The sequence below is a fragment of the Pseudomonas sp. Wu6 genome, from assembly GCF_019891515.1.
Taxonomy (GTDB): domain Bacteria; phylum Pseudomonadota; class Gammaproteobacteria; order Pseudomonadales; family Pseudomonadaceae; genus Aquipseudomonas; species Aquipseudomonas orientalis_A.
Map to the genome: position 1 here is coordinate 77,687 of NZ_JAFLXH010000002.1, position 20,005 is coordinate 97,691.

At 62.8% G+C, this 20,005-nt stretch carries 25 protein-coding genes; 9 read left to right on the forward strand and 16 right to left on the reverse strand.

The features are described 5' to 3' along the window. Positions 1 to 22 precede the first annotated feature (22 nt). The 4 genes from J1G34_RS01525 to J1G34_RS01540 all read left to right on the forward strand — a co-directional run bounded on the left by J1G34_RS01525 (position 23) and on the right by J1G34_RS01540 (position 4,290). Positions 23 to 898 (forward strand): urea transporter, encoded by an 876-nt coding sequence (locus J1G34_RS01525; RefSeq protein WP_222993114.1) that lies wholly within the window; start codon positions 23 to 25, stop codon positions 896 to 898. Positions 899 to 929: 31 nt separating this feature from the next. Continuing rightward, complete coding sequence (locus J1G34_RS01530; protein WP_065885187.1) at positions 930 to 1,754, forward strand: ion transporter; 825 nt, start codon at positions 930 to 932, stop codon at positions 1,752 to 1,754. 96 nt (positions 1,755 to 1,850) lie between these two features. Further along, a complete protein-coding gene (locus tag J1G34_RS01535) occupies positions 1,851 to 2,855 on the forward strand; it encodes a sulfate ABC transporter substrate-binding protein (RefSeq protein ID WP_222993116.1) in 1,005 nt (334 codons plus the stop codon). Positions 2,856 to 3,093: 238 nt separating this feature from the next. After that, positions 3,094 to 4,290, forward strand: coding sequence for an MFS transporter (locus J1G34_RS01540; RefSeq protein ID WP_222993119.1), 1,197 nt, complete (start codon positions 3,094 to 3,096; stop codon positions 4,288 to 4,290). On the opposite strand, the gene J1G34_RS01545 is transcribed toward J1G34_RS01540, so the two are convergent. The 3 genes from J1G34_RS01545 to phnN form a co-directional block, all read right to left on the reverse strand. Beyond that, a complete protein-coding gene (locus J1G34_RS01545; RefSeq protein ID WP_065894766.1) occupies positions 4,287 to 4,691 on the reverse strand; it encodes a type II toxin-antitoxin system HicB family antitoxin in 405 nt (134 codons plus the stop codon). The genes J1G34_RS01540 and J1G34_RS01545 overlap by 4 nt on opposite strands. An 11-nt stretch (positions 4,692 to 4,702) precedes the next feature. Beyond that, positions 4,703 to 4,891 (reverse strand): type II toxin-antitoxin system HicA family toxin, encoded by a 189-nt coding sequence (locus J1G34_RS01550; protein ID WP_222993121.1) that lies wholly within the window; start codon positions 4,889 to 4,891, stop codon positions 4,703 to 4,705. Positions 4,892 to 5,019: 128 nt separating this feature from the next. Beyond that, on the reverse strand, positions 5,020 to 5,586 hold the full coding sequence (gene phnN / locus J1G34_RS01555; protein ID WP_222993123.1) for a phosphonate metabolism protein/1,5-bisphosphokinase (PRPP-forming) PhnN: 567 nt from the start codon (positions 5,584 to 5,586) through the stop codon (positions 5,020 to 5,022). Positions 5,587 to 6,207: 621 nt separating this feature from the next. On the opposite strand from phnN, the gene J1G34_RS01560 reads away from it, so the two are divergent. Further along, positions 6,208 to 6,483, forward strand: coding sequence for a DUF6124 family protein (locus J1G34_RS01560; RefSeq protein WP_065898044.1), 276 nt, complete (start codon positions 6,208 to 6,210; stop codon positions 6,481 to 6,483). 164 nt (positions 6,484 to 6,647) lie between these two features. Here J1G34_RS01560 and J1G34_RS01565 read toward each other — a convergent pair whose 3' ends face one another. From J1G34_RS01565 to ccmA, 10 genes are all read right to left on the reverse strand, one after another. Continuing rightward, positions 6,648 to 7,043 (reverse strand): hypothetical protein, encoded by a 396-nt coding sequence (locus J1G34_RS01565; RefSeq protein ID WP_065898045.1) that lies wholly within the window; start codon positions 7,041 to 7,043, stop codon positions 6,648 to 6,650. Between the two features lie 15 nt (positions 7,044 to 7,058). Further along, entirely contained in the window at positions 7,059 to 8,243 is a 1,185-nt protein-coding gene (ccmI, locus tag J1G34_RS01570; protein WP_128875630.1) for a c-type cytochrome biogenesis protein CcmI, read from the reverse strand. Next, entirely contained in the window at positions 8,236 to 8,709 is a 474-nt protein-coding gene (locus J1G34_RS01575) for a cytochrome c-type biogenesis protein (RefSeq protein WP_057722736.1), read from the reverse strand. Before J1G34_RS01575 ends, ccmI begins: the two co-directional genes overlap by 8 nt. Further along, positions 8,706 to 9,242 (reverse strand): DsbE family thiol:disulfide interchange protein, encoded by a 537-nt coding sequence (locus J1G34_RS01580; protein WP_222993125.1) that lies wholly within the window; start codon positions 9,240 to 9,242, stop codon positions 8,706 to 8,708. Before J1G34_RS01580 ends, J1G34_RS01575 begins: the two co-directional genes overlap by 4 nt. Next, positions 9,239 to 11,224, reverse strand: coding sequence for a heme lyase CcmF/NrfE family subunit (locus J1G34_RS01585; protein WP_065894758.1), 1,986 nt, complete (start codon positions 11,222 to 11,224; stop codon positions 9,239 to 9,241). Before J1G34_RS01585 ends, J1G34_RS01580 begins: the two co-directional genes overlap by 4 nt. Positions 11,225 to 11,227: 3 nt before the next feature. Further along, positions 11,228 to 11,683, reverse strand: a complete 456-nt coding sequence (gene ccmE / locus J1G34_RS01590; protein ID WP_065894757.1) for a cytochrome c maturation protein CcmE — start codon at positions 11,681 to 11,683, stop codon at positions 11,228 to 11,230. Next, on the reverse strand, positions 11,680 to 11,856 hold the full coding sequence (ccmD, locus tag J1G34_RS01595; protein WP_065885174.1) for a heme exporter protein CcmD: 177 nt from the start codon (positions 11,854 to 11,856) through the stop codon (positions 11,680 to 11,682). The genes ccmE and ccmD overlap by 4 nt, the downstream gene beginning before the upstream one ends. Further along, positions 11,853 to 12,608, reverse strand: coding sequence for a heme ABC transporter permease (locus J1G34_RS01600; protein WP_065898047.1), 756 nt, complete (start codon positions 12,606 to 12,608; stop codon positions 11,853 to 11,855). Before J1G34_RS01600 ends, ccmD begins: the two co-directional genes overlap by 4 nt. A gap of 84 nt (positions 12,609 to 12,692) precedes the next feature. Further along, the gene (ccmB, locus tag J1G34_RS01605) at positions 12,693 to 13,361 is read right to left on the reverse strand and encodes a heme exporter protein CcmB (protein WP_065885198.1); all 669 of its coding nucleotides are present in this window, start codon (positions 13,359 to 13,361) and stop codon (positions 12,693 to 12,695) included. Beyond that, positions 13,358 to 13,993, reverse strand: coding sequence for a cytochrome c biogenesis heme-transporting ATPase CcmA (ccmA, locus tag J1G34_RS01610; RefSeq protein ID WP_065894753.1), 636 nt, complete (start codon positions 13,991 to 13,993; stop codon positions 13,358 to 13,360). Before ccmA ends, ccmB begins: the two co-directional genes overlap by 4 nt. 221 nt (positions 13,994 to 14,214) lie before the next feature. On the opposite strand from ccmA, the gene fliK reads away from it, so the two are divergent. Further along, positions 14,215 to 15,792, forward strand: a complete 1,578-nt coding sequence (gene fliK, locus J1G34_RS01615) for a flagellar hook-length control protein FliK (protein WP_065894810.1) — start codon at positions 14,215 to 14,217, stop codon at positions 15,790 to 15,792. Next, positions 15,789 to 16,118 (forward strand): EscU/YscU/HrcU family type III secretion system export apparatus switch protein, encoded by a 330-nt coding sequence (locus tag J1G34_RS01620; protein WP_222993127.1) that lies wholly within the window; start codon positions 15,789 to 15,791, stop codon positions 16,116 to 16,118. The genes fliK and J1G34_RS01620 overlap by 4 nt, the downstream gene beginning before the upstream one ends. A 197-nt stretch (positions 16,119 to 16,315) precedes the next feature. Here J1G34_RS01620 and J1G34_RS01625 read toward each other — a convergent pair whose 3' ends face one another. Continuing rightward, positions 16,316 to 17,542: a molybdopterin molybdotransferase MoeA gene (locus tag J1G34_RS01625; RefSeq protein ID WP_222993129.1), complete on the reverse strand. Its 1,227-nt coding sequence runs from the start codon at positions 17,540 to 17,542 to the stop codon at positions 16,316 to 16,318. Further along, positions 17,526 to 18,065, reverse strand: a complete 540-nt coding sequence (gene moaB / locus J1G34_RS01630; RefSeq protein WP_065885168.1) for a molybdenum cofactor biosynthesis protein B — start codon at positions 18,063 to 18,065, stop codon at positions 17,526 to 17,528. The genes J1G34_RS01625 and moaB overlap by 17 nt, the downstream gene beginning before the upstream one ends. A 76-nt stretch (positions 18,066 to 18,141) precedes the next feature. Between moaB and mobA the strand changes: the two genes are divergently transcribed. Then, the gene (gene mobA, locus J1G34_RS01635; RefSeq protein WP_222993131.1) at positions 18,142 to 18,744 is read left to right on the forward strand and encodes a molybdenum cofactor guanylyltransferase MobA; all 603 of its coding nucleotides are present in this window, start codon (positions 18,142 to 18,144) and stop codon (positions 18,742 to 18,744) included. A 79-nt stretch (positions 18,745 to 18,823) separates the two neighbouring features. After that, positions 18,824 to 19,045, forward strand: a complete 222-nt coding sequence (locus tag J1G34_RS01640; RefSeq protein WP_005786486.1) for a YgdI/YgdR family lipoprotein — start codon at positions 18,824 to 18,826, stop codon at positions 19,043 to 19,045. A 55-nt stretch (positions 19,046 to 19,100) separates the two neighbouring features. Here J1G34_RS01640 and J1G34_RS01645 read toward each other — a convergent pair whose 3' ends face one another. Then, positions 19,101 to 19,991, reverse strand: coding sequence for a pseudouridine synthase (locus tag J1G34_RS01645; protein ID WP_065894750.1), 891 nt, complete (start codon positions 19,989 to 19,991; stop codon positions 19,101 to 19,103). Between the last annotated feature and the right edge of the window lie 14 nt (positions 19,992 to 20,005).

Genomic DNA, 20,005 nt, shown 5'->3' on the forward strand with positions numbered 1-20,005 from the left:
CTCGCTCCTACAGGGAGTTGCCATGCACAATCCAACCTGCCCCGACTGGGCCGAAGCCCTGCTCAACGGCTTCAGCCAGATCTTTCTCCAGCGCCATCCGCTGTGCGGCCTGCTGTGCCTGTTGGCGATCCTGATCGGCGCGCCGGGGTTGCTCGGCGGCGCATTGCTGGGTGGCGTCGCAGGCTTGCTCACGGCGCAGCGCCGAGGCTACCCCAAGGCTGAACGCCAGGCCGGGCTGTACAGCTACAACGGCGTATTGCTGGGCGTGTTGATCAGCCAGCACCTCGCCTGGTCGGCCCTGGTGGTGCCGCTGATCCTGGCCTGTGGCGGCTTGAGCGCAATGCTGGTGCGGCAGTGGTCGAAATACGCCGCCCACCCCCAGGATCTGCCCGCCTACACCACACCCTTTGTCGGCCTGGGCTGGTTGTCGCTGGGCAACATCGCGCCCGCGACCTTGGCCCTGAGCGAGCCCGAGCCCCTGACGGTAATCGCTGCGCCATTCACCGGCCTGGCGCAAGTGATGCTGTTGGACCAGCCCCTGGCCGGAGCCTTGATTGCGCTCGGCCTGCTGCTGGCTGATCGGCGCGCCGCCTTATGGGCACTCAGCGGCGCCATCGCCGGCGTGCCGGTCGCCTTGCTGCTGGGCGAAACCAGCGGCGCCCTGCTCGGCCTGCACAGCTATAACCCGGCGCTCGCCGCCCTGGCACTGAGCCAGGCGCGCCGCGAGCCCTGGTTGCCGCTGATCGGCATCGTCCTGGCAATCATGCTCACCCCCGGCTTCGCCGCCCTGCACCTGCCGGCGCTGACGGCGCCCTTCATTCTGACCTGCTGGCTGGTGCGCGCCAGCCAGCGAATACTGCGCAAGCCGCGCATGGACAGTCCGTACGAATCCCCCTAGGCTTTGCCGATATTCAATTCGAGCGGGATTTATGGACAGCAACAACGACTGGCGCCAGCGGCTCTACGTGATGGTTTTCCAAAGCGACACCGTCGCCGGGCGGCGCTTTGACGGCATCCTGTTGTTGATCATCCTCGCCAGCCTGGTGATCGTGATGCTCGACAGCATCGACGAAATTCACCAGAACTACGCTGACGTGCTGGCCTATATCGAGTGGGGCTTCACGCTGATCTTCGCCATCGAGTACGGCCTGCGCCTGTACTGCTCGCCCAAGCCCTTGCGCTACGCCTTCAGTTTTTACGGGCTGGTGGATCTGCTCGCCATCGTGCCCGGCATCCTCGCGTTGTACTACAGCGACGCGCAGTACCTGCTGATTATCCGCATCATCCGCATGCTGCGGATCTTCCGCGTCCTCAAGCTCAGTCCTTACCTCAAGCAGGCCAACTACCTGATGGCGGCGCTGCGCGGCAGCAAACAGAAGATCGTGGTGTTCCTGGTCAGCGTGTGCACCCTGGTGACAGTGTTCGGCACCCTGATGTACGTGATCGAGGGCCCGGAGCACGGGTTTACCAGCATTCCCAAGGGCATCTATTGGGCGATCGTGACGCTCACCACCGTGGGCTTTGGCGATATCGTGCCCAAGACCCCGCTGGGCCAGGTGATTTCCTCGCTGGTGATGATTACCGGCTACTCGATTATTGCCGTGCCGACCGGGATATTCACCGCCGAGCTGGCCAGTGCCATGCGCGGTGAACAGCTGCAGACCGATTGTCCGGTGTGCAAGAAGAACAGCCACGAGCCGAATGCGGCGTTTTGTTCACGCTGTGGCAGCAACCTGTTTAAGAAAGTGGAATAAGCAAAGTTCTTTTTAATCTTTAAGCGACTATGCAGCCCCGGCTATAGTCGCTGGCATTGTGCCTCCCCCCTTCTCTCGAACAACAAGGAATGAGCAGTGAAAAACATCCTCAGCGCCTCCCTCCTGGCCGCCGGCCTGGCCCTGGCCGGCGCCGTCCAGGCGGCTCCGGTCACTCTGCTCAACGTCTCCTACGACGTGATGCGTGATTTCTACAAAGACTACAACGCCGCCTTCCAGAAGCATTGGGACGCCGAGCACCCGAATGACAAGCTGACCCTGCAGATGTCCTTCGGCGGCTCCAGCAAACAAGCGCGCTCGGTGATCGACGGCCTGCCGGCGGACGTGATTACCATGAACATGGCGACCGACATCAACGCCCTGGCCGACAACGGCAAGCTCGTACCGGACAACTGGGTCACCCGCCTGCCGAACAACAGTGCGCCGTTCACCTCGGCCACTGTCTTTATCGTGCGCAAGGGCAACCCGAAAGCCCTGAAAGATTGGCCGGATCTGCTCAAGGACGGCGTGCAAGTGATCGTACCCAACCCGAAGACCTCGGGTAACGGCCGCTACACCTACCTGTCGGCCTGGGGCTATGTGCTGAAGAACGGCGGCGACGAAGAAAAAGCCAAGGCCTTTGTCGGCAAGCTGTTCAAACAAGCGCCGGTACTCGACACCGGTGGCCGGGCCGCGACGACCACCTTCATGACCAACCAGATCGGCGACGTGCTGGTGACCTTTGAGAACGAAGCGGAAATGATCGCCCGTGAATTCGGTCGTGATCAGTTCGAAGTGATCTACCCAAGCGTGTCCGCCGAGGCCGAGCCGCCGGTGTCGGTGGTGGACAAAGTGGTCGAGAAGAAAGGCACCCGCGCCGCCGCCGAAGACTACCTGAAGTACCTGTGGTCGCCGCAAGGCCAGGAAATCGCCGCCAACAACTACCTGCGCCCGCGTGACCCGAACATGCTGGCCAAGTACACCGACCGTTTCCCGAAAGTCGACTTCCTGTCGGTGGAGAAGACCTTTGGTGACTGGCGCACCGTGCAGAAAACCCACTTCAACGATGGCGGGGTGTTTGACCAGATTTACACCGGCCAATAAACGTTCGGGCTGAATAAACACAGTCAGAACTGTGGGAGGGGGCTTGCCCCCGATGGCGGTGGGTCAGTCAGCATATATTGACTGACCCTCCGCTATCGGGGGCAAGCCCCCTCCCACATTGGTTTGGCGTTGAATCATTATTTCGCGGCATGACAGTTATCACCACAAGCGGCCTACTCAGCGCCGGCCGATGTCTTTACTCTCTCATCCCATCGTCCTTCGCCTGCATGAGAACCCCATGAATGCTACCCCCCACGCTGCCGGCACCATGACCCGAGGCATGGTCATGCTGTTTGCGTTTTGCTGCGGCGCCATCGTCGCCAACATCTACTACGCGCAGCCGATTATCGAACTGATCGCGCCGGACATCGGCCTCACGCCGGCAATGGCCAGCCTGATCGTGTCGCTCACGCAGATCGGCTACGCCCTGGGCCTGTTCTTCCTGGTGCCGCTGGGGGACCTGCTGGAAAATCGCAGGCTGATGATCATCACCACGGTGGTGGCCATCGCCAGCCTGTTGGGCGCCGCGTTCACCGAGCAGCCCAACCTGTTTTTGCTGGTGTCACTGCTGATCGGCTTCAGTTCGGTGTCGGTGCAGATCCTGATCCCGTTGGCCGCACACCTGGCGCCTGCCGAATCCCGTGGCCGGGTGGTCGGCAGCATCATGGGCGGCCTGCTGCTGGGCATTCTGCTGGCGCGACCGGTGTCCAGCGTGGTGGCGGACCACTTTGGCTGGCGGGCGATGTTCATGGCGGCGGCGGCATTGATGGCGTTTATCAGTGTGGTGTTGATGCTGACCATTCCCAAGCGCCAACCGACGCACAGCGCCAGTTACGGCCAGTTGCTGGGTTCGCTGGGTACCTTGCTGCGTGAGCAGCCGGTGTTACGCCAGCGTGCGTTTTATCAAGGTTGCATGTTTGCCGCGTTCAGCCTGTTCTGGACCGCCGCGCCACTGGAACTGGTGCGCAACCACGGCCTCAGCCAGACCCAGATCGCGATCTTCGCCCTGGTCGGTGCCATCGGTGCCATCGCCGCGCCTATCGCCGGGCGGCTGGCCGATGCCGGTCACACCCGCCGCGCCTCGTTGCTGGCGATGCTGCTGGGCGCGCTGAGTTTCCTGCCGGCCTTCGTGCACCCGCTGTACAGCGTGATCGGCCTGGCGGTAACGGGCGTCGTGCTGGACTTCTGCGTGCAGATGAACATGGTCCTCGGCCAGCGTGCCGTCTACGCCCTCGACGCCCATAGTCGCAGCCGCCTGAACGCGCTGTACATGACCAGCATCTTCATTGGCGGTGCCTTCGGCTCGGCGATTGCCAGCAGCGTGTACGAACACGGCGGTTGGCTGGGCGTGATGCTGGTGGGCAGTGCATTCCCGCTGGTGGCGTTGTTGCGGTTCCTCAGTGCGTCTCGGCAGGTAGCGGTCGCCAACGCTTAAGAACGCACCAACTTCTCCAAAGCCGCATCCGCCAGAAATGACGAGCGGCTTTTGACGTTGTGTTCACGCACGTAACGGTCGATGCGTTGGATCACATAACCGGGCAAGGTCACATTGACCTTCTCGGTCTTGCCCAGATAGGGCGAGATATCCAGCTCCAACATGCCCCAGCCCATACCGGCGTAGTCTTCATGGGCGTGATGAGTGGCAACCGAGGTTGGCATTGGAATCACCCCGCCCTCTGCGGCAATCTCCTGCAGCATGAGGTGCGCCACTTCCACGGCCGCGTTGTAGGCCTCTTCGAAACTGTCCCCGGCGGTGACGGCGCCCGGAATATCGGGGATCTGGATACCGGTGGCGGTGAAGTCATCGCCCCATTCGATACAGATTGGGTATTGCATGCATGCTCTCCTTAAAACTGAAACAGCCCGGCGCGTTTCCTGATGCTTCTGACGGTGCCCATAGGCAGATCCTTCTTCGGATGCGGCACCGGTATCGTGTGCGGGTTATAGCGGTGGGTGAAAAGGTGATGGCTGCCGGTAACCCGATCCAACACCCAGCCCGCTTCCAGCAACGCCTTGATCAATAGCCTGCTTTGCACCGTCGCCTCCTTGGCTCGGACCGAATAAAAGTAACCCTGGAGTTATATTTATTCAAGCACAGAATGGCCAAGCCTGACTGACGGTTGTTTTACCGGATATTGATGAGAGGTTCGGCGCCGCTTCAGGCTCAAGCCGAGTGCGCGTGGTCCAGGCAACACAGCAAACGGGCGACCGTATGTTCCAGCGGGCCGGAGTTATCCAGCACGAACAAACCCGCGCCATTGGCGGCGATCAGCGCCTCGGTGAACTGCGCGTTGCGCGCCAGACGTTCCTCGATGTCCGCCAGGGCCTCACGCCCGCGCGCGACCAGGCGCTGGCGCAGTACGGCTTGATCAACGGTCAGCAGCAGTACCAGCAGCGTCGGATAACGCTCACGGGTTTGCACCAGGTACGCGCGCGAGCCGTTGACCAGCACGTCCTCCCCGGCCGCCAGCCACTCGTCAATCTCCTTGGGAATGCCGTAGGACAACCCATTGGCCTGCCAACTGAGGGCAAACGCGCCCTGCGCCTGCATCGCTGCAAACTGCGCCGGGCTCACGCCTTGCGCCGCCTCGCCCACCGCTTCCGCCGAGCGCGTAATCACGCGGCGCACAATGCGGCAGCCACGCTCGGCCAACCGGGGGCGTGCGGCATCCAGCAGGCTGTCCTTGCCCGAACCTGAGGGTCCGATGAGATAGATCAACCTGCCTGCCATCACACCACTCTCTTTGCTTGTTTTCGCACGGGTTGGCCCTGGCCCGGTTTGCCTGGTACCGCAGAGTATATCCAGCGATTGCCCGGCAACCAGGCCGGCGGTGGTCACCTTACCGGGAAAGGGTGAGCGGTGACAGCGGTGGATGGCTGCGCTGCTTACTCGTCAGCACTCAGACGGCGCAACGGCTGAGCCAGCCAGGATCATTCCCACGCTCCGCGTGGGAATGCCGCTCTGGACGCTCCGCGTCCTGCTTTTTGCGCACTGGTGACGCGGAGCGTCACGGGATGCATTCCCACGCGGAGCGTGGGAACGATCAAAACGGCGCAACGCTTGAGCCAGCCAGGAACTTTCCTACGATCTGCGTGGCTTGCAGTTGCTATAACGCACCGTTAGCCTCTCGCAGTCGCTGCTCATCAGCGATCAGGCTTGGTCGCCTGGGTTAGAATGGCGCACAGTGCCGCGCAAGCGGCATTCTTGTGCTCGCGTTATGGCGGGCTGTGCGCGGGAGGGCTCAGGGCCCTGCCGGGTTTCCATTCCCTGGTCGACCAACCTGCGTACAGCTCGCCACCCTTCTGCTTGGTCGCGGACGTGGTGAGCTCCAACTGAATGGAGACTGACCGCATGAAAAAAGTTACGCCAAATCCCCCATCATTCCACTCGGATGACCTTTCACAAACCTCACCCAACCTCATCTTCACCGTCCGACCCGGCCTCGGCACCGAAGCGGCGTTAAGCAATGCCAGCGAAATGCTGGAGTCGGCGACAGTCTGTGCGTACGACTGCGCCGAGCATCTGGATGGCTCAGGCCGCAAGCAGGTGCTGGCGGTCGTGCAGATGATGGAAATTGCACAGTTGTTGGTGAATGAGGCGTTGAACCGGGAGTGTCCTGTAGCTTGATAACAAGATCGTTCCCACGCTCCGCGTGGGAATGCCGCTCTGGACGCTCCGCGTCCTGCTTTTTGCGCACTGGTGACGCGGAGCGTCACGGGATGCATTCCCACGCCGAGCGTGGGAACGATCAATCAGAGGCAAGAAAAAGGCGACCCGAAGGTCGCCTTTTGTCATTGCGCGTATTGCTTGCTCAATCCAGGCGGCACGCCTTGCACGCTGGTCTCTTCCCACGGCCCGTTCGGGCTGATGGAGCGGCTCCAGCCGTTGCTCCAGCGGTAGTAGGTGCGCTGGCGGTAGAACGTGTCGGGCTGGTCGTCGAGGACGTACACCTGCATCTTGCCGTCCCAGTGGCTGGCGGCGCCTGGGGGTGGGGCGAAGGTCGGCGATTTGCTCGGCAGCGGTTTTGGCGGCGGGGTTACCGGGCCGGAGGGTTTGGTGTCGGGCTGGGTCGACGGGCCCGATGGCGGGATGGTCGGGCCGGTGGGGCCCGGAGGTGGCCGGTGAACCGCACAGGCGCTCAGCCCCACGACGAGGCTGAGCAGGGTCATACGTGCAAATGCGTTCATGGGCCTTTCCTCCAATTACTTATCCGGACTGTCGATGGTCAGCTGCTGCAGCGCAGTCATGCTGCTGGCCAAGGGTTGGCTGCGGCCGATCCACTCGCCAGCGGTTGGAACACCTGCCCGGGATATGCGCGCAACCAGTTGGACTTCAGGGAAGTTGGACAGTTTCAACTGCGGCATCATCGCGTCGGCATCGCTCAGTTCCACGGTGACAGGCAGTTCGGCAACGGTGACCCGTTTGGCCGCGAGCGGCGCAGGCGGGCCGCTGACGGCGCGGGCGAAGATAAACACGCTGTCACCCGGCAGGGCCTTGGCTTTCACGTCGGCGGACAGGTCCACGCGCACTTTCAGCACCGCCTTTTGCGCAACAGTGCCGCCGCTCTCCCGGAGCTTTTGCGCAGCGCGATCGATACCGCCTTGCAGCGCCACACGGGAATTGTCGTCGGGCGGCAGTTGCGCCAACAGACGATTCCAGTAGTCGATAGCCTCCTGATAGCGCTGACCTTCAAAGGCGGCAATACCGAGCAGGCCGAGGCTGGTGACTTCCTTTGGATCAAGCTTCAGGGCTTCGTCGGTCAGCGCCTGAACCTTGGGCGACCACTGTTTGCTGTCGGCAAAATACTGCGCCTGGGCCCACTGCCCGAGCAACTCGGGCTGGCGACCGGCCAATGCAACGCTGCGTTCAAACACCTTGGCGGCATCGGCGGAGCGATCCTGGGCCATGTAGGCGCGGCCCAGGAAGTACAGGCCTTCAGCTGAATCCGGTTGGGCCACTGCGGCACGTTCCAGGCGTTGCGTCATGTCGGCCATCGACACCGGCGGCTGGGAGAATTCGCGGGTCAGCTCGACCTTGTCGCTCGCCCCGTAATGCAGGTACAGCGCAACGCCCAGCACCGGCACGAGAAACGCCGCCAACACTGGCAGCGGCTTGCCCAGGCGTGATTCGCGCGGTTTTTCTACGCCTTCGGTATCGGCCAGCAACTCACGCGCAGCTTCGGCACGGCCGGTATCGAGTTGCGCCGCATCCAGGACGCCGTCGTCGCGCTGCACTTGCAGTTCGGCGACGCGCTCTTGGTACAACGCCACGTTCAGCGCGGTGCGATCCTCCTCGCGCTGGGCACGACGGCCGCGCAGCACAGGGATCAACAGGAAACTCAGGGCAATCAACAGCAGCAGGCCGGCTGCGAGCCAGAAATCAATCATCGGTCTTGGTGTCCAGCAGTTGGTCGAGGCGTTTACGCTCTTCGGGGGACAGCGCGTCGCTGCCATCGGCAGGTGCGGCGCGGCGACGACGCACAATGACGGCCATCACCACCACGCCGGTCAGCAGCAGCCCGGCGGGGCCGAACCAGAGCAGCGCGGTCTTGCCGGTAAGCGCCGGTTTATAGCGCACAAAATCACCGTAGCGGTCGACCATGAAGTCGATGATCTGCTGGTTGTCCTTGCCCTCCCCCAGCATGCGGAAGATTTCCTTGCGCAGGTCGGCGGCGATGGGCGCGTTGGAGTCGGCGATGTCCTGGTTCTGGCATTTGGGGCAGCGCAGTTCCTTGGTCAGCTCGCGGAAACGCTCGCGATCACCGTCATTGGCAAATTCGTAGGTGTCGATGGCGGCGTGGGCCACACCGGCCAGGCCCAGCGCCAGTACAGCTGCGACTAACAGACGCTTCATGGTTTGGCCTCGTCGACCAGCGCCTGGTACTTGGCAGCCAGTTGCTCGCGCCACACCACCTCGTCGATCACGCCGACGTACTTGTCGCGGATCACGCCTTTAGCGTCGATAAAGAAGGTTTCCGGAGCGCCATAGACGCCGAGGTTCAGGCCGAGGTTGCCGTCTTCATCGCGAATATCCAGCTGGTACGGGTTGTGAAATTCGGCCAGCCACTTCAAGGCTGCTGCATTGTCGTCCTTGTAGTTGATGCCATAGATCACCACGCCTTTCTCAGCGAGTTTGTTCAACACCGGGTGTTCGACGCGGCAGGAGATGCACCAGGTGCCCCACACGTTGACCAGCGCCGGCTTGCCCAGCAGGTCGGTGCGGGTCAGTTGCTTGTCGCCCTGCACCGTGGGCAGCGAGAATTCCGGGAACGGCTTGCCGATCATGGCCGACGGCAACTCGGCCGGGTCCAGGTACAAGCCGCGATAGAGGAACACTGCCACCACCAGGAACGCTGCCAGCGGCAACACCATCAATCCACGCTTCATACCGCCGCTCCCATGCCGAGGGCTTCACGCACCCGGCTCTTGACCTTGACCCGATACCGCCGGTCCAGCGCCGCGAGCAAACCACCCAACCCGGTCAGCAAGCCGCCGAACCAGATCCAGCGCACGAACGGTTTGACATGCACGCGCACTGCCCAGGCGCCATCGCCCAGGGGCTCACCCAACGCCACGTAAAGGTCACGGGTGAAACCGGCATCGATGCCCGCCTCGGTCATCATCGAACTCTGCACGGTGTACAGGCGTTTTTCCGGGTGTAGCACGGCGATTTCCTTACCGTTGCGCACCACGCGTACGGTGCCTTTGTCTGACGTGAAATTCGGTCCTTCAAAGTGCCTGGCGCCTTCGAAGATGAACTGGTAACCGCCCAGGTCCATGGACTCGCCGGGCGCCAGGCGCAGGTCGCGCTCGGCGCTGTTCTGGCTCGACAACACCACGCCCAGGGCGCAGACGGCGATGCCGATATGGGCGATCTGCATGCCCCAGTAGCTGCGGGTCAGGGTCGGCAGGCCTTTGATCAGGCCCTTGTGGCGGGTCTTGTCGGCGATATCGCGCACGCCGGCCAGCAACACCCAGGCGGCGAGCAGGAAGGTGGCGAGCACCGCCCAGTTGAAGTCGCCGTAGGCAACCCCGGCGATCACAGCCAGGGCCACACTGCCCAGCAGCACCGGCATCAGCATGCCGGCCAGCCATTTCACCGGGGTGTCTTTCCAGCGCACCAGCACACCGACCGCCATCACCACCATCAACAGGCCCATCAACGGAATGAACAAGGCGTTGAAGTACGGCGGGCCGACGGACAGCTTGGCGCCGCTCAAGGCATCCAGCACCAGGGGGTAGAGGGTGCCGAGCAGAATCATCGACGCCGCCACCACCAGCACCAGGTTGTTACCCAGCAGCAAGGTTTCCCGCGACCACAGGTTAAAGCCGACCTGGCTCTTGACCACTGGCGCGCGCAGGGCGAACAGGGTCAGCGAACCGCCGACGACAAACAGCAGGAAGATCAGGATGAATACGCCGCGCGCAGGGTCGGAAGCAAACGCATGCACCGACGTCAGTACGCCCGAACGCACCAGGAACGTGCCGAGCAGGCTGAGGGAAAATGCCGCGATGGCCAGCAACACGGTCCAGCTCTTGAACACGCCGCGTTTTTCGGTGACGGCCAGCGAATGAATCAGCGCGGTGCCGACCAGCCAGGGCATGAAGGAGGCGTTTTCCACCGGGTCCCAGAACCACCAGCCGCCCCAGCCGAGCTCGTAATAAGCCCACCATGAACCGAGGGTGATACCAATGCCGAGGAAGGCCCAGGCGACGATGGTCCATGGCCGCGACCAGCGCGCCCAGGCCGCATCGAGACGCCCGCCGAGCAAGGCGGCGATGGCGAAGGCAAAGGCCACGGAAAAGCCGACATAGCCCATGTAGAGCATCGGCGGGTGCACGATCAGACCGATGTCTTGCAGCAGTGGGTTGAGGTCATGCCCGTCCACGGGGATCTGCGGCAGGATGCGGCTGAACGGGTTGGACGTCATGATCAGGAACAGCAAAAAACCGATGCTGATCATGCCCATCACCGCCAGCACCCGCGCCAGCATGACCTGCGGCAACTGGCGGGAGAACACCGACACGGCGAAGGTCCAGCCACCGAGGATCAGCGCCCACAGCAGCAGCGAACCTTCGTGGGCGCCCCACACGGCGCTGAACTTGTAGTACCAGGGCAGTGCACTGTTGGAGTTATTGGCGACATAGGCGACGGAAAAGTCGTCGGTCATGAATGCGTAGGTCAGGCAACCGAAGGCGAACAGCAGGAACGCAAACTGCCCCCAGGCGGCCGGCTGCGCCAGGCTCATCCACAGGCGGTCACCGCGCCAGGCACCGAGCAACGGCACCACGGCCTGGACGATGGCAAAGCACAGGGCGAGGATCATCGCCAACTGGCCGAGTTCGGGAATAAACAAAGCGGCGTTCATGACTCAGCCCTCCTTGGCAGGGGTTGGAGCGGATTGGCCGCTGTCCTTGAGGGCTTTGGTCACCTCCGGCGGCATGTATTTTTCATCGTGCTTGGCCAGCACTTCATCGGCCACCACCACGCCACTGGCGTTGAGCTTGCCCAGGGCGACGATGCCCTGGCCTTCGCGGAACAGGTCCGGGAGGATGCCACGGTAGGTGATGGTCACGGATTTGCTGAAGTCGGTGACCACGAAGCTTACATCCAGGGAGTCTGCGGAACGCTTCAAGGAGCCCTTTTCGACCATGCCGCCGGCGCGGATGCGCGTATCGACCGGCGCTTCGCCATTGGCGATCTGGGTCGGGGTGTAGAACAGGTTGATGTTCTGCTGCAAGGCACTCAAGGCCAGACCCACGGCAATGCCGACGCCGGCCATGATGGCGAGAATGATCAACAGACGCTTTCTACGCAGCGGATTCACTTTTCGGTCTCCCGGCGCAGACGACGCGCCTCTTGTTGCAGGTAACGCTTGCGCGCCAGCAGCGGCGCGGCGACGTTGAGGGCCAGCACCGCCAGGCAGATGCCATAGGCCGTCCAGACATACAGGCCGTGATGGCCCATGGCGAGAAAATCACTGAAAGAAGCAAAACTCATCCGCGCGCTCCCAGACAGGCTTGCACGTGGGCCTTGACCCAACTGGCGCGGGCTTCACGCTTGAGCACTTCGAGGCGCATGCGCATCAGCAGCACGGCACCGAAGAAGCAGTAGAAGCCCAGCACCATCAGCAGCAGCGGTGCCCACATTTCTACCGGCATTGCCGGTTTTTCGGTGAGGGTGAAGGTGGCGCCCTGGTGCAGGGTGTTCCACCACTCGACCGAGTATTTGATGATCGGGATGTTGATCACGCCGACAATCGCCAGCACCGCGCAGGCCTTGGCGGCGCTGTCGCGGTTGCTGATCGCATTGCCCAGGGCGATCAGGCCGAAGTACAGGAACAGCAGGATCAACATCGACGTGAGCCGCGCATCCCACACCCACCACGAACCCCAGGTGGGTTTGCCCCAGATCGCGCCGGTCACCAGCGCCACGGCGGTCATCCACGCCCCGATGGGCGCGGCGCATTGCAGGGCGACGTCGGCGAGCTTCATCTTCCACACCAGGCCGACGATGCCGCATACCGCCAGCATCACATAGCAGGACTGCGCCAGCATGGCGGCGGGCACATGGATATAAATGATGCGAAAGCTGTTGCCCTGCTGATAGTCCGGTGGCGCAAAGGCCAGGCCCCAGACCAGGCCGATGCCGATCAGCAGCACCGCGGCGACGCTCAACCACGGCAGCAGTTTGCCGCTGATGCCATAGAACCATTTGGGCGAGCCGAGCTTGTGAAACCAGGTCCAGTTCATTGCTGTTTCTCACGGTTGCTTCTTGTCATGGCAAGAAGCGTAGGGTCTTTACTGGCCAAGCGTGTAACGCCTGGCCAGACCTCATTATTCGCCGACGCTGATCTTCAGGCCGGCCGCTATGGCAAAGGGTGTCAGGGTTACCGCCAGGGCGGCCAGGCTGCCAAGCCACAGGAGGTAACCGGTTACCGGCATCCCCATCAGCGCGGCCTGCAATGCACCGCTGCCGAGGATCAGAACCGGGATGTACAAAGGCAGAATCAGCAGGGCCAGTAACAGGCCGCCGCGCTTCAAACCGACGGTCAACGCTGCGCCCACCGCCCCCAACAGGCTGAGCACCGGCGTACCGAGCAACAAGGACAGGAGCAGCACCGGCAAGCATTCGACGGGCAAGCCCAGCATCAGCGCCAGCAGCGGCGAAAGCAAGACCAGCGCGAGGCCGGAAAAAGCCCAGTGTGCCAGCACCTTGGCCAGTACCAGAAGTGGTAACGGGTGCGACGAAAGGACCCACTGTTCCAGGGAGCCGTCCTCGAAATCACTGCGAAACAGCCCGTCCAGCGAGAGCAGCACGGACAAAAGCGCCGCGACCCACACCAGTCCCGGGGACAAGGTTTGCAACAGTTTAGTCTCGGGACCGACCGCCAACGGGAACAAGGCGATCACGATGGCAAAGAACACCAGCGGGTTGGCCAGTTCGGCCGGACGACGACACAACAGGCGTGCTTCGCGGGCAACCAACAGGGCGAATACGCTCATGCCGACCACCGTCCCAGATCCAGCTCACGGTAACCGGCGGGCAGGCGGGTCAGGCTGTGGTGGGTGGTGAGCAGCACCGTACCGCCCTGCTCACAGTGCCTCGCCAGGTGCTCCTCGAGCTGGGCGACACCGTGTTTATCGAGCGCGGTGAAGGGTTCGTCGAGGATCCACAGCGGCGGGCCCGGCAGGTACAAACGGGCCAGAGCCACCCGGCGCTGCTGGCCGGCGGACAGGGTGTGGCAGGGAACATCTTCAAAGCCCTTCAGGCCCACGGCAGCCAGGGCCTGCCAAATGGCGTCACGGCTGGCGCGGTGATGCAGGGCGCTGAGCCAACTGAGGTTTTCTTCGGCCGTGAGCACGTCCTTGATACCGGCGGCATGACCGATCCACACGAGACTGCGCGCCAGTTCTGTGCGCTGTTCGGCGAGAGGCTTGCCGTTGAGGCGCACAACCCCGGCCGTCGGCTGCATCAGCCCGGCCAGCAAGCGCAACAGGCTGGTCTTGCCGCTGCCGTTGGGCCCGCTGACCTGCACCATGTCACCGCCCGCCAGGCGCAGGTCGAGGTGCTCGAACAGCAGGCGCAGGTCGCGTTCGCAGGAGAGCGCTAGGGCTTCAAGAAGAGGGCTGGTCAAGAGATCGCGGGCCTTTACGGTTCAAGTCGGCGGTGCAGCGGCCGTTATAGTAAAGGAGCACAATAACGGCTTTGGCGACCGATTTTAGAGAGCTGGATCAAATAGTTGTGAGGTTTTTACCGCTCTCTTTGCAGACGGGCGGCATTATACATGCGATGCCCCACGCTAACATGCGATGCCCTACGCTAGAGAGAGCAATTTCCCCAGAGACGATGCGCACCATGACCGGCGAGATCAACCTTCCTACGCTTCCTCCCACCCCGTCAGCCGGGCAAAGCCCCGCGCCTGCGCCCGGGGCACTGCTCAAACTGCTGGAGCCGCAGACCGGGCTGATCGACCCTGGGAAAACCGCGAATGCTGAAGTCATTGCCCTTAAACAAGGCGGTGAAGCCTTTCAGTTGCTGCTCAAGCTGACCCTGGACGGCGGCCGCCAGACACTGGTGCAGGCCAGCAGCGCCCAGCCCTTGCCCTTGGGCAGCAATGTGGCGGTGAGCCAGACGCCGGCGGGCAACCTGACCCTCAGCCTGCAACAGGCCTTGAGTGCCAACATCGCTGCCCTCACCCGCATCGACACCGCCAAGGTCCCGGAAGGTACGCTGTTGCAAGCCAAGGTACTGACCACCCAGATGCTGCCTCAGGGCACGGCGCAACCGGCGATTTATCGTTCGTTGGTGACGGTGCTGAATAACGCCTTGGCGGGCGCGACACTGACGGTGGAAAGCCCACAACCGCTGCGCGTGGGCAGTTTGCTCAGCGCAGTGGTGCAGAACGCGCAGACCCTCAATTTCGTGCCGCTGAGCGGGCTCAAGGATCAATTGGCGGTCACCCAGCAACTGTCGACCCAGCAAAGTCGCCAGGGCTCCCTGGATGCGGTCTTCACCGCCCTGCAAAACCTGCCCCGTGGCGACAGCACGTCCGCCGACCTGCGCGCCGCCGCCGACCGTCTTCTCGCTGCATTGCCCGACCTGGCACAGGTCAGTAACCCCAAAGTCCTGGCTCAAGTGATCCAGAACAGCGGCGCCTTTCTGGAAGCCAGATTACTCGCTGGGCAGAATCCCCAGATACCGCCACTGGACATGAAGGGCGCACTGCTGCGCCTTGTCGCGGACTTACTGCCCGCCCTGCCCGCCAGTACCAACCTGAACGCCATTCTTGCGGCCAACACGCTGGCCCATGTATTGCCCAACTTTGTGCGCAGCCCACTGAATACGCTGGGCCAGGTCAGCGCGCGGCAGGCCCCGGTCAGCTTTCCACTGCCCGAGCGGCTGATGGCCAAGCTTGAAGGCGAAGGCGACCTGGAAAACCTGCTGCGCCTGGCCGCCGGGGCGATCGCCCGATTGCAGAGCCATCAGCTGTCGAGCCTGGAACAGACCGGCACCACCGCTGACGGCCGCCTGCAAACCACCTGGCAACTGGAAATCCCGATGCGCAGCCTGCAGGACATCGTCCCATTGCAGGTGAAGTTCCAGCGCGAGGAGCCGGCGCCCGACAAGGAGCAACCCGAGCACAAAGACCGCAAAGACGCCAAACACATGCTCTGGCGCGTCGAACTGGCGTTCGATATGGAACCGCTGGGGCCGTTGCAGGTGCAGGCGCAATTGACCCAGGGCAAACTCTCCAGCCAGTTGTGGGCCACCCGTGCCTTCACCGCCAGCCTGATCGAAAATCACCTGGGCAGCCTACGCGAGCGCCTGGTGGCATCCGGGCTTGACGTCGGCGACCTGGATTGCCACCTCGGCAGCCCGCCGCGCGGGCCAAAAACCGGACTGGAACAACGCTGGGTGGATGAAACCGCATGAAGAACGCTGCCCCTCCCCGCCAGGCGATTGCCCTCAAGTACGATGGCCAACAAGCGCCCACCCTGACCGCCAAGGGCGATGAGGCCCTGGCTGAAGCGATCCTCAAGCTGGCGCGGGAAAACGAAGTGCCCATCTATGAAAATGCCGAGTTGGTGAAGCTGCTGGCGCGCATGGAGCTGGGCGACAGTATTCCAGAGGAGTTGTACCGCACAGTGGCGGAGATCATTGCGTTCGCGTGGACGCTGAAGGGCAAGTTCCCGGTGGGGTACGACCCCGATGCGGGGCCGGCGGAGCGCGATGTCACCGAGCGTGGGGATGATTACTGAGTAATCCACAAGCTACCAGCCAGTCAAGCGTACATCGCCGTCTGTAGGAGCGAGGGGGGCGCCTAGCTCTTGCTCGCGAAAAACCTCAACGATAACGCGTGCTTTCTGAATGAACGCAGCGCCTGTGAGTTTTTCGCGAGCAAGCTCGCTCCTACAAAAAGCCTTAAGGCAAGCCTCCTCCCACATTCAGATCCAGGTCAGTTCAGAACTTCGCTCAGGGGAATGAAATTGACCCGGTCGCCGACGGCCAACGTGGTCCCTTCCACCACTTCCACAAACCCTTCAGCCCACGCCGCGCTGCGCAGCACGCCGGAGCTCTGGTTGTGGTAGATGATCGCTTTGCCCTGCTCGATGCGCCCGCGCAAGTACTCGCGACGGTTGCCGGGCCTGGCCCAGACGAACCCGGCCGGCACGTCGAAACGCAATGGCTGCACATCCTCCACACCCAGGCGGCGCAGCAGGTAAGGCCGAGCCAACAACGCAAACGTCACCAGGGTCGACGCGGGGTTACCGGGCAGGCCGATCACCGGTACGCCACGAAAATGCCCGAAGGTCAGCGGCTTGCCCGGCTTGATCGCCAGTTTCCACAGCGCCAGCTCGCCCTCTTCACGAAGGGCAATGCCCAAAAAATCCGCCTCGCCCACCGACACTCCGCCCGTGGACAGAATCAAGTCGACGCTGCCCAATCCGGCCAACCGCGTGCGGGTCTGTTCCAGGTCGTCGGGCAGGATGCCAGCATCGATCACTTCGCAGCCCATGCGCGTCAGGCAACTGCACAGCACGCGGCGGTTGCTGTTGTAGATCTGGCCCGGCCCCAGGGGCAATCCAGGCTCGATCAGCTCATCGCCGGTCGACAGCACAGCCACCCGCGCACGTCGCGCCACCTCGAGGCGATCACGCCCAAGCGAAGCAGCCAGGCCCAGCTCAATCGGGCCCAGGCGCGTACCTGCGGCCAGTACCAACTCGCCGACCGTGGTTTCCTGGCCTTGCGGGCGGATGTTCTGACCCGCTTGCAACGGCTCGCTGAAACTCACGCGCTCGTCGCTGTGAACGGTTGCGTTTTCCTGCATTTCGACGCAGTCCGCACCCTGAGGCACCGGCGCCCCGGTAAAGATGCGTGCACAGGTGCCGGGCGACAACGGCTCAGGCGCAGTGCCGGCGAAAATACGCTGGCTGACCGGCAACGGCGCGCCGGCCCAGTCTGAGACGCGCAGGGCATAGCCATCCATGGCACTGTTGGGCCAGGGTGGCAGGTCGAGGGTGGAGACCAGGTCCTGCGCCAATACGCGGCCATCGCACTCGGCCAGGCGCACGGTTTCGTGCTCGCGGATCGGCGCGGCGTCGGCCATGTCCAGCAAACGCTGCAAAGCCGCTTCCACCGGCATCAAGGCGCCGGTTTTGCCGGGCTTATCCACGGGTTTCACAGGGCTGGGCCTGCTTCAGGTGCGGCACGAAATTGCACGGCCGATGACGGTTGTCCAATTGTTCAGCCAGAATACCGTCCCAACCGGTGCGCACGGCATTGGTGGAGCCCGGCAGGCAGCACACCAGGGTGCCATTGGCCAGGCCGGCCAGGGCGCGCGATTGCACGGTGGAGGTGCCGATATCGGCCACCGAGATCTGGCGGAACAGCTCGCCAAACCCATCGACCTGCTTGTCCAACAGGCAGCTCACCGCTTCGGGTGTGCTGTCGCGGCCGGTAAAGCCGGTGCCGCCGGTGATCAGCACCACCTGCACCACGTCTTCGGCGATCCAGTGGGCAACCTGGGCGCGGATTTTGTAAAGGTCGTCCTTGAGCAGCACGCGCTCGGCCAGGGTATGGCCGGCGGCGGTCAGGCGGTCGACGAAGACCTGGCCCGAGGTGTCGGTGTCCAGGGTGCGGGTGTCGCTGACGGTCAATACAGCGATATTCAGAGGTACGAAAGGCGCATCAGCCTTGGCTTTCATGGCACGGTCCGGTTGTCGAAGGAACAGCCCGATGTTATATCACAAGCCTCTGTTTACCTGCCGCAGCGGAACCCTCATGCCCCTTGAATCCTTACCCCCACCCTGCTCGATTCTGTTGCTGGCCGGCGGTCGTGGCCAGCGCATGGGTGGCCAGGACAAAGGCCTGCTGGAGTGGCACGGCCAGCCCTTGATTGCGCACCTGCAACGCCTGGCACGGCCGCTCACGGACGACCTGATCATCTCGTGCAACCGCAACCATGGGCGGTATGCGGCCTACGCCGATCAGTTGGTGAGCGACGACAGCGCGGACTTTCCCGGACCACTTGCCGGTATCCGCGCGGGACTCTTCGCCGCACGCCATGGGCATCTGCTGATCCTGCCCTGTGATGTGCCGCAAATCGATGGGCGATTGCTGGCCGACCTGCGTGCGACAGCACGACTCAACCGGCAGGTTCCGGTGATGGTGCGCCATGGCGAGTTCTGGGAACCCTTGCTGTGCATCATCCCTGTCGCCTTGAAGGATCAGGTGGAGCAGGCCTGGCAAGCTGGCGAACGCAGCCCGCGTAAAATCCTGCTGCAGCTGGGCGCCGTGGGCCTGGAATACGCGGCCGGTGACCTACGCCTGGCCAACCTCAATACACCGGACCTGTTGCACACAAGGCCTGGCGTGTCAGAATGAGTCTTGCATCAGGAACTTTGCCGGCGTTGCACACGTCACAAGGTCAGCATTTTAAAAGCATTCTCTCGGAGACAAACTCATGACTCAACGGACCATCGCCGCTCTCATGCTTGCACTGGGCCTCGCCACCCTCGCCGGTTGCGCCTCGCCGACAGTGATCACCCTGAATGACGGTCGCGAAATCCAGGCCGTCGACACCCCGAAATTTGACGAAGATTCGGGCTTCTATGAATTCCAACAGCTTGACGGCAAGCGCACCCGCATCAACAAGGATCAGGTTCGCACCGTTAAAGACCTGTAAGCCTTAACGCTTGCCCACAAGGCCCGCCTCGCGCGGGCCTTGTCGTTTGCGGCGCTTACCAGTCCAGGGTGAGTTCACTGCGAAAGCTGCGTTCCTGGCCGCTGACCGGGTCGATGAAACGCACGCCCTGGGCCAGCAACTTGAGCGGGTTGGCGTAATCGTCCTTGGCGTCCTTGATCACCTCGGGATAGAACGGGTCATTGCAGATACTCGCGCCGAGCGCGGTCATGTGCACACGCAACTGGTGCTTCTTGCCGGTGACCGGGAACAGGCCATAGCGCCATAGATCGCCGTGTTTTTCGCGCACCTGCACCGCCGTTTCGGTATTGCTGGCACCGGGGCCTTCCTGCATGCGGAAGAAAGGCTCACCGTCCACCAGCCGGCTCTTGTGCACCAGCGGGAACGTCAGGTCAGGCAAGGCCGGGGCAATGGCTTCGTAGAATTTATCGATACGCCGCGTGGGAAACAGTTGCTGATAAGCCGCGCGGGTGGCGGGATTGGCCGAGAACAGCACCAGCCCTGCGGTATGCCGGTCAATGCGATGCAGGGGCACCAGGGCGGGGTTGTCCAGGCGCCGGATCAAACGGCGCAACAGCGTCTGCTCGACATACTCGCCCGCAGGGGTCACCGGCAGGAAATGCGGCTTGTCGGCCACCACCAGATGCTCATCGGCGTACAGGATGGTTTCCTCTACGGGAATCACTTTCTCGTTGGGCACTTCACGAAAGTAATGGATGCACAGGCCTTCCTTGTAAGCCAGACCCAGGCTGATGGGCTGCCCATTGCCATCGAGCACCCGGCCACGGGCAATGCGGTCCAGCCATTGTTCACGGGCAATCGCCGGGAAATGCTCGCACAGGCAATCGAGCACCGTTGCCCACGGACCAGGCGGCAGGTACAAGGTGCTGGCTTGGTGCTGTGAAGGGGAAAAACCGGAAGTGGACATGCAGATGCTCAAAG

Bases quoted from the DNA above. Each gene is read 5' to 3' on its own strand.
- J1G34_RS01525 (WP_222993114.1), top strand. From the start codon at position 23: ATGCACAATCCAACCTGCCCCGACTGGGCCGAAGCCCTGCTCAACGGC.
- J1G34_RS01530 (WP_065885187.1), top strand. From the start codon at position 930: ATGGACAGCAACAACGACTGGCGCCAGCGGCTCTACGTGATGGTTTTC.
- J1G34_RS01540 (WP_222993119.1), top strand. From the start codon at position 3,094: ATGAATGCTACCCCCCACGCTGCCGGCACCATGACCCGAGGCATGGTC.
- J1G34_RS01545 (WP_065894766.1), bottom strand. From the start codon at position 4,691: ATGCAATACCCAATCTGTATCGAATGGGGCGATGACTTCACCGCCACC.
- phnN (WP_222993123.1), bottom strand. From the start codon at position 5,586: ATGGCAGGCAGGTTGATCTATCTCATCGGACCCTCAGGTTCGGGCAAG.
- J1G34_RS01560 (WP_065898044.1), top strand. From the start codon at position 6,208: ATGAAAAAAGTTACGCCAAATCCCCCATCATTCCACTCGGATGACCTT.
- J1G34_RS01565 (WP_065898045.1), bottom strand. From the start codon at position 7,043: ATGAACGCATTTGCACGTATGACCCTGCTCAGCCTCGTCGTGGGGCTG.
- ccmI (WP_128875630.1), bottom strand. From the start codon at position 8,243: ATGATTGATTTCTGGCTCGCAGCCGGCCTGCTGCTGTTGATTGCCCTG.
- J1G34_RS01575 (WP_057722736.1), bottom strand. From the start codon at position 8,709: ATGAAGCGTCTGTTAGTCGCAGCTGTACTGGCGCTGGGCCTGGCCGGT.
- J1G34_RS01580 (WP_222993125.1), bottom strand. From the start codon at position 9,242: ATGAAGCGTGGATTGATGGTGTTGCCGCTGGCAGCGTTCCTGGTGGTG.
- J1G34_RS01585 (WP_065894758.1), bottom strand. From the start codon at position 11,224: ATGAACGCCGCTTTGTTTATTCCCGAACTCGGCCAGTTGGCGATGATC.
- ccmD (WP_065885174.1), bottom strand. From the start codon at position 11,856: ATGAGTTTTGCTTCTTTCAGTGATTTTCTCGCCATGGGCCATCACGGC.
- J1G34_RS01600 (WP_065898047.1), bottom strand. From the start codon at position 12,608: ATGAACTGGACCTGGTTTCACAAGCTCGGCTCGCCCAAATGGTTCTAT.
- ccmB (WP_065885198.1), bottom strand. From the start codon at position 13,361: ATGAGCGTATTCGCCCTGTTGGTTGCCCGCGAAGCACGCCTGTTGTGT.
- fliK (WP_065894810.1), top strand. From the start codon at position 14,215: ATGACCGGCGAGATCAACCTTCCTACGCTTCCTCCCACCCCGTCAGCC.
- J1G34_RS01620 (WP_222993127.1), top strand. From the start codon at position 15,789: ATGAAGAACGCTGCCCCTCCCCGCCAGGCGATTGCCCTCAAGTACGAT.
- moaB (WP_065885168.1), bottom strand. From the start codon at position 18,065: ATGAAAGCCAAGGCTGATGCGCCTTTCGTACCTCTGAATATCGCTGTA.
- mobA (WP_222993131.1), top strand. From the start codon at position 18,142: ATGCCCCTTGAATCCTTACCCCCACCCTGCTCGATTCTGTTGCTGGCC.
- J1G34_RS01640 (WP_005786486.1), top strand. From the start codon at position 18,824: ATGACTCAACGGACCATCGCCGCTCTCATGCTTGCACTGGGCCTCGCC.
- J1G34_RS01645 (WP_065894750.1), bottom strand. From the start codon at position 19,991: ATGTCCACTTCCGGTTTTTCCCCTTCACAGCACCAAGCCAGCACCTTG.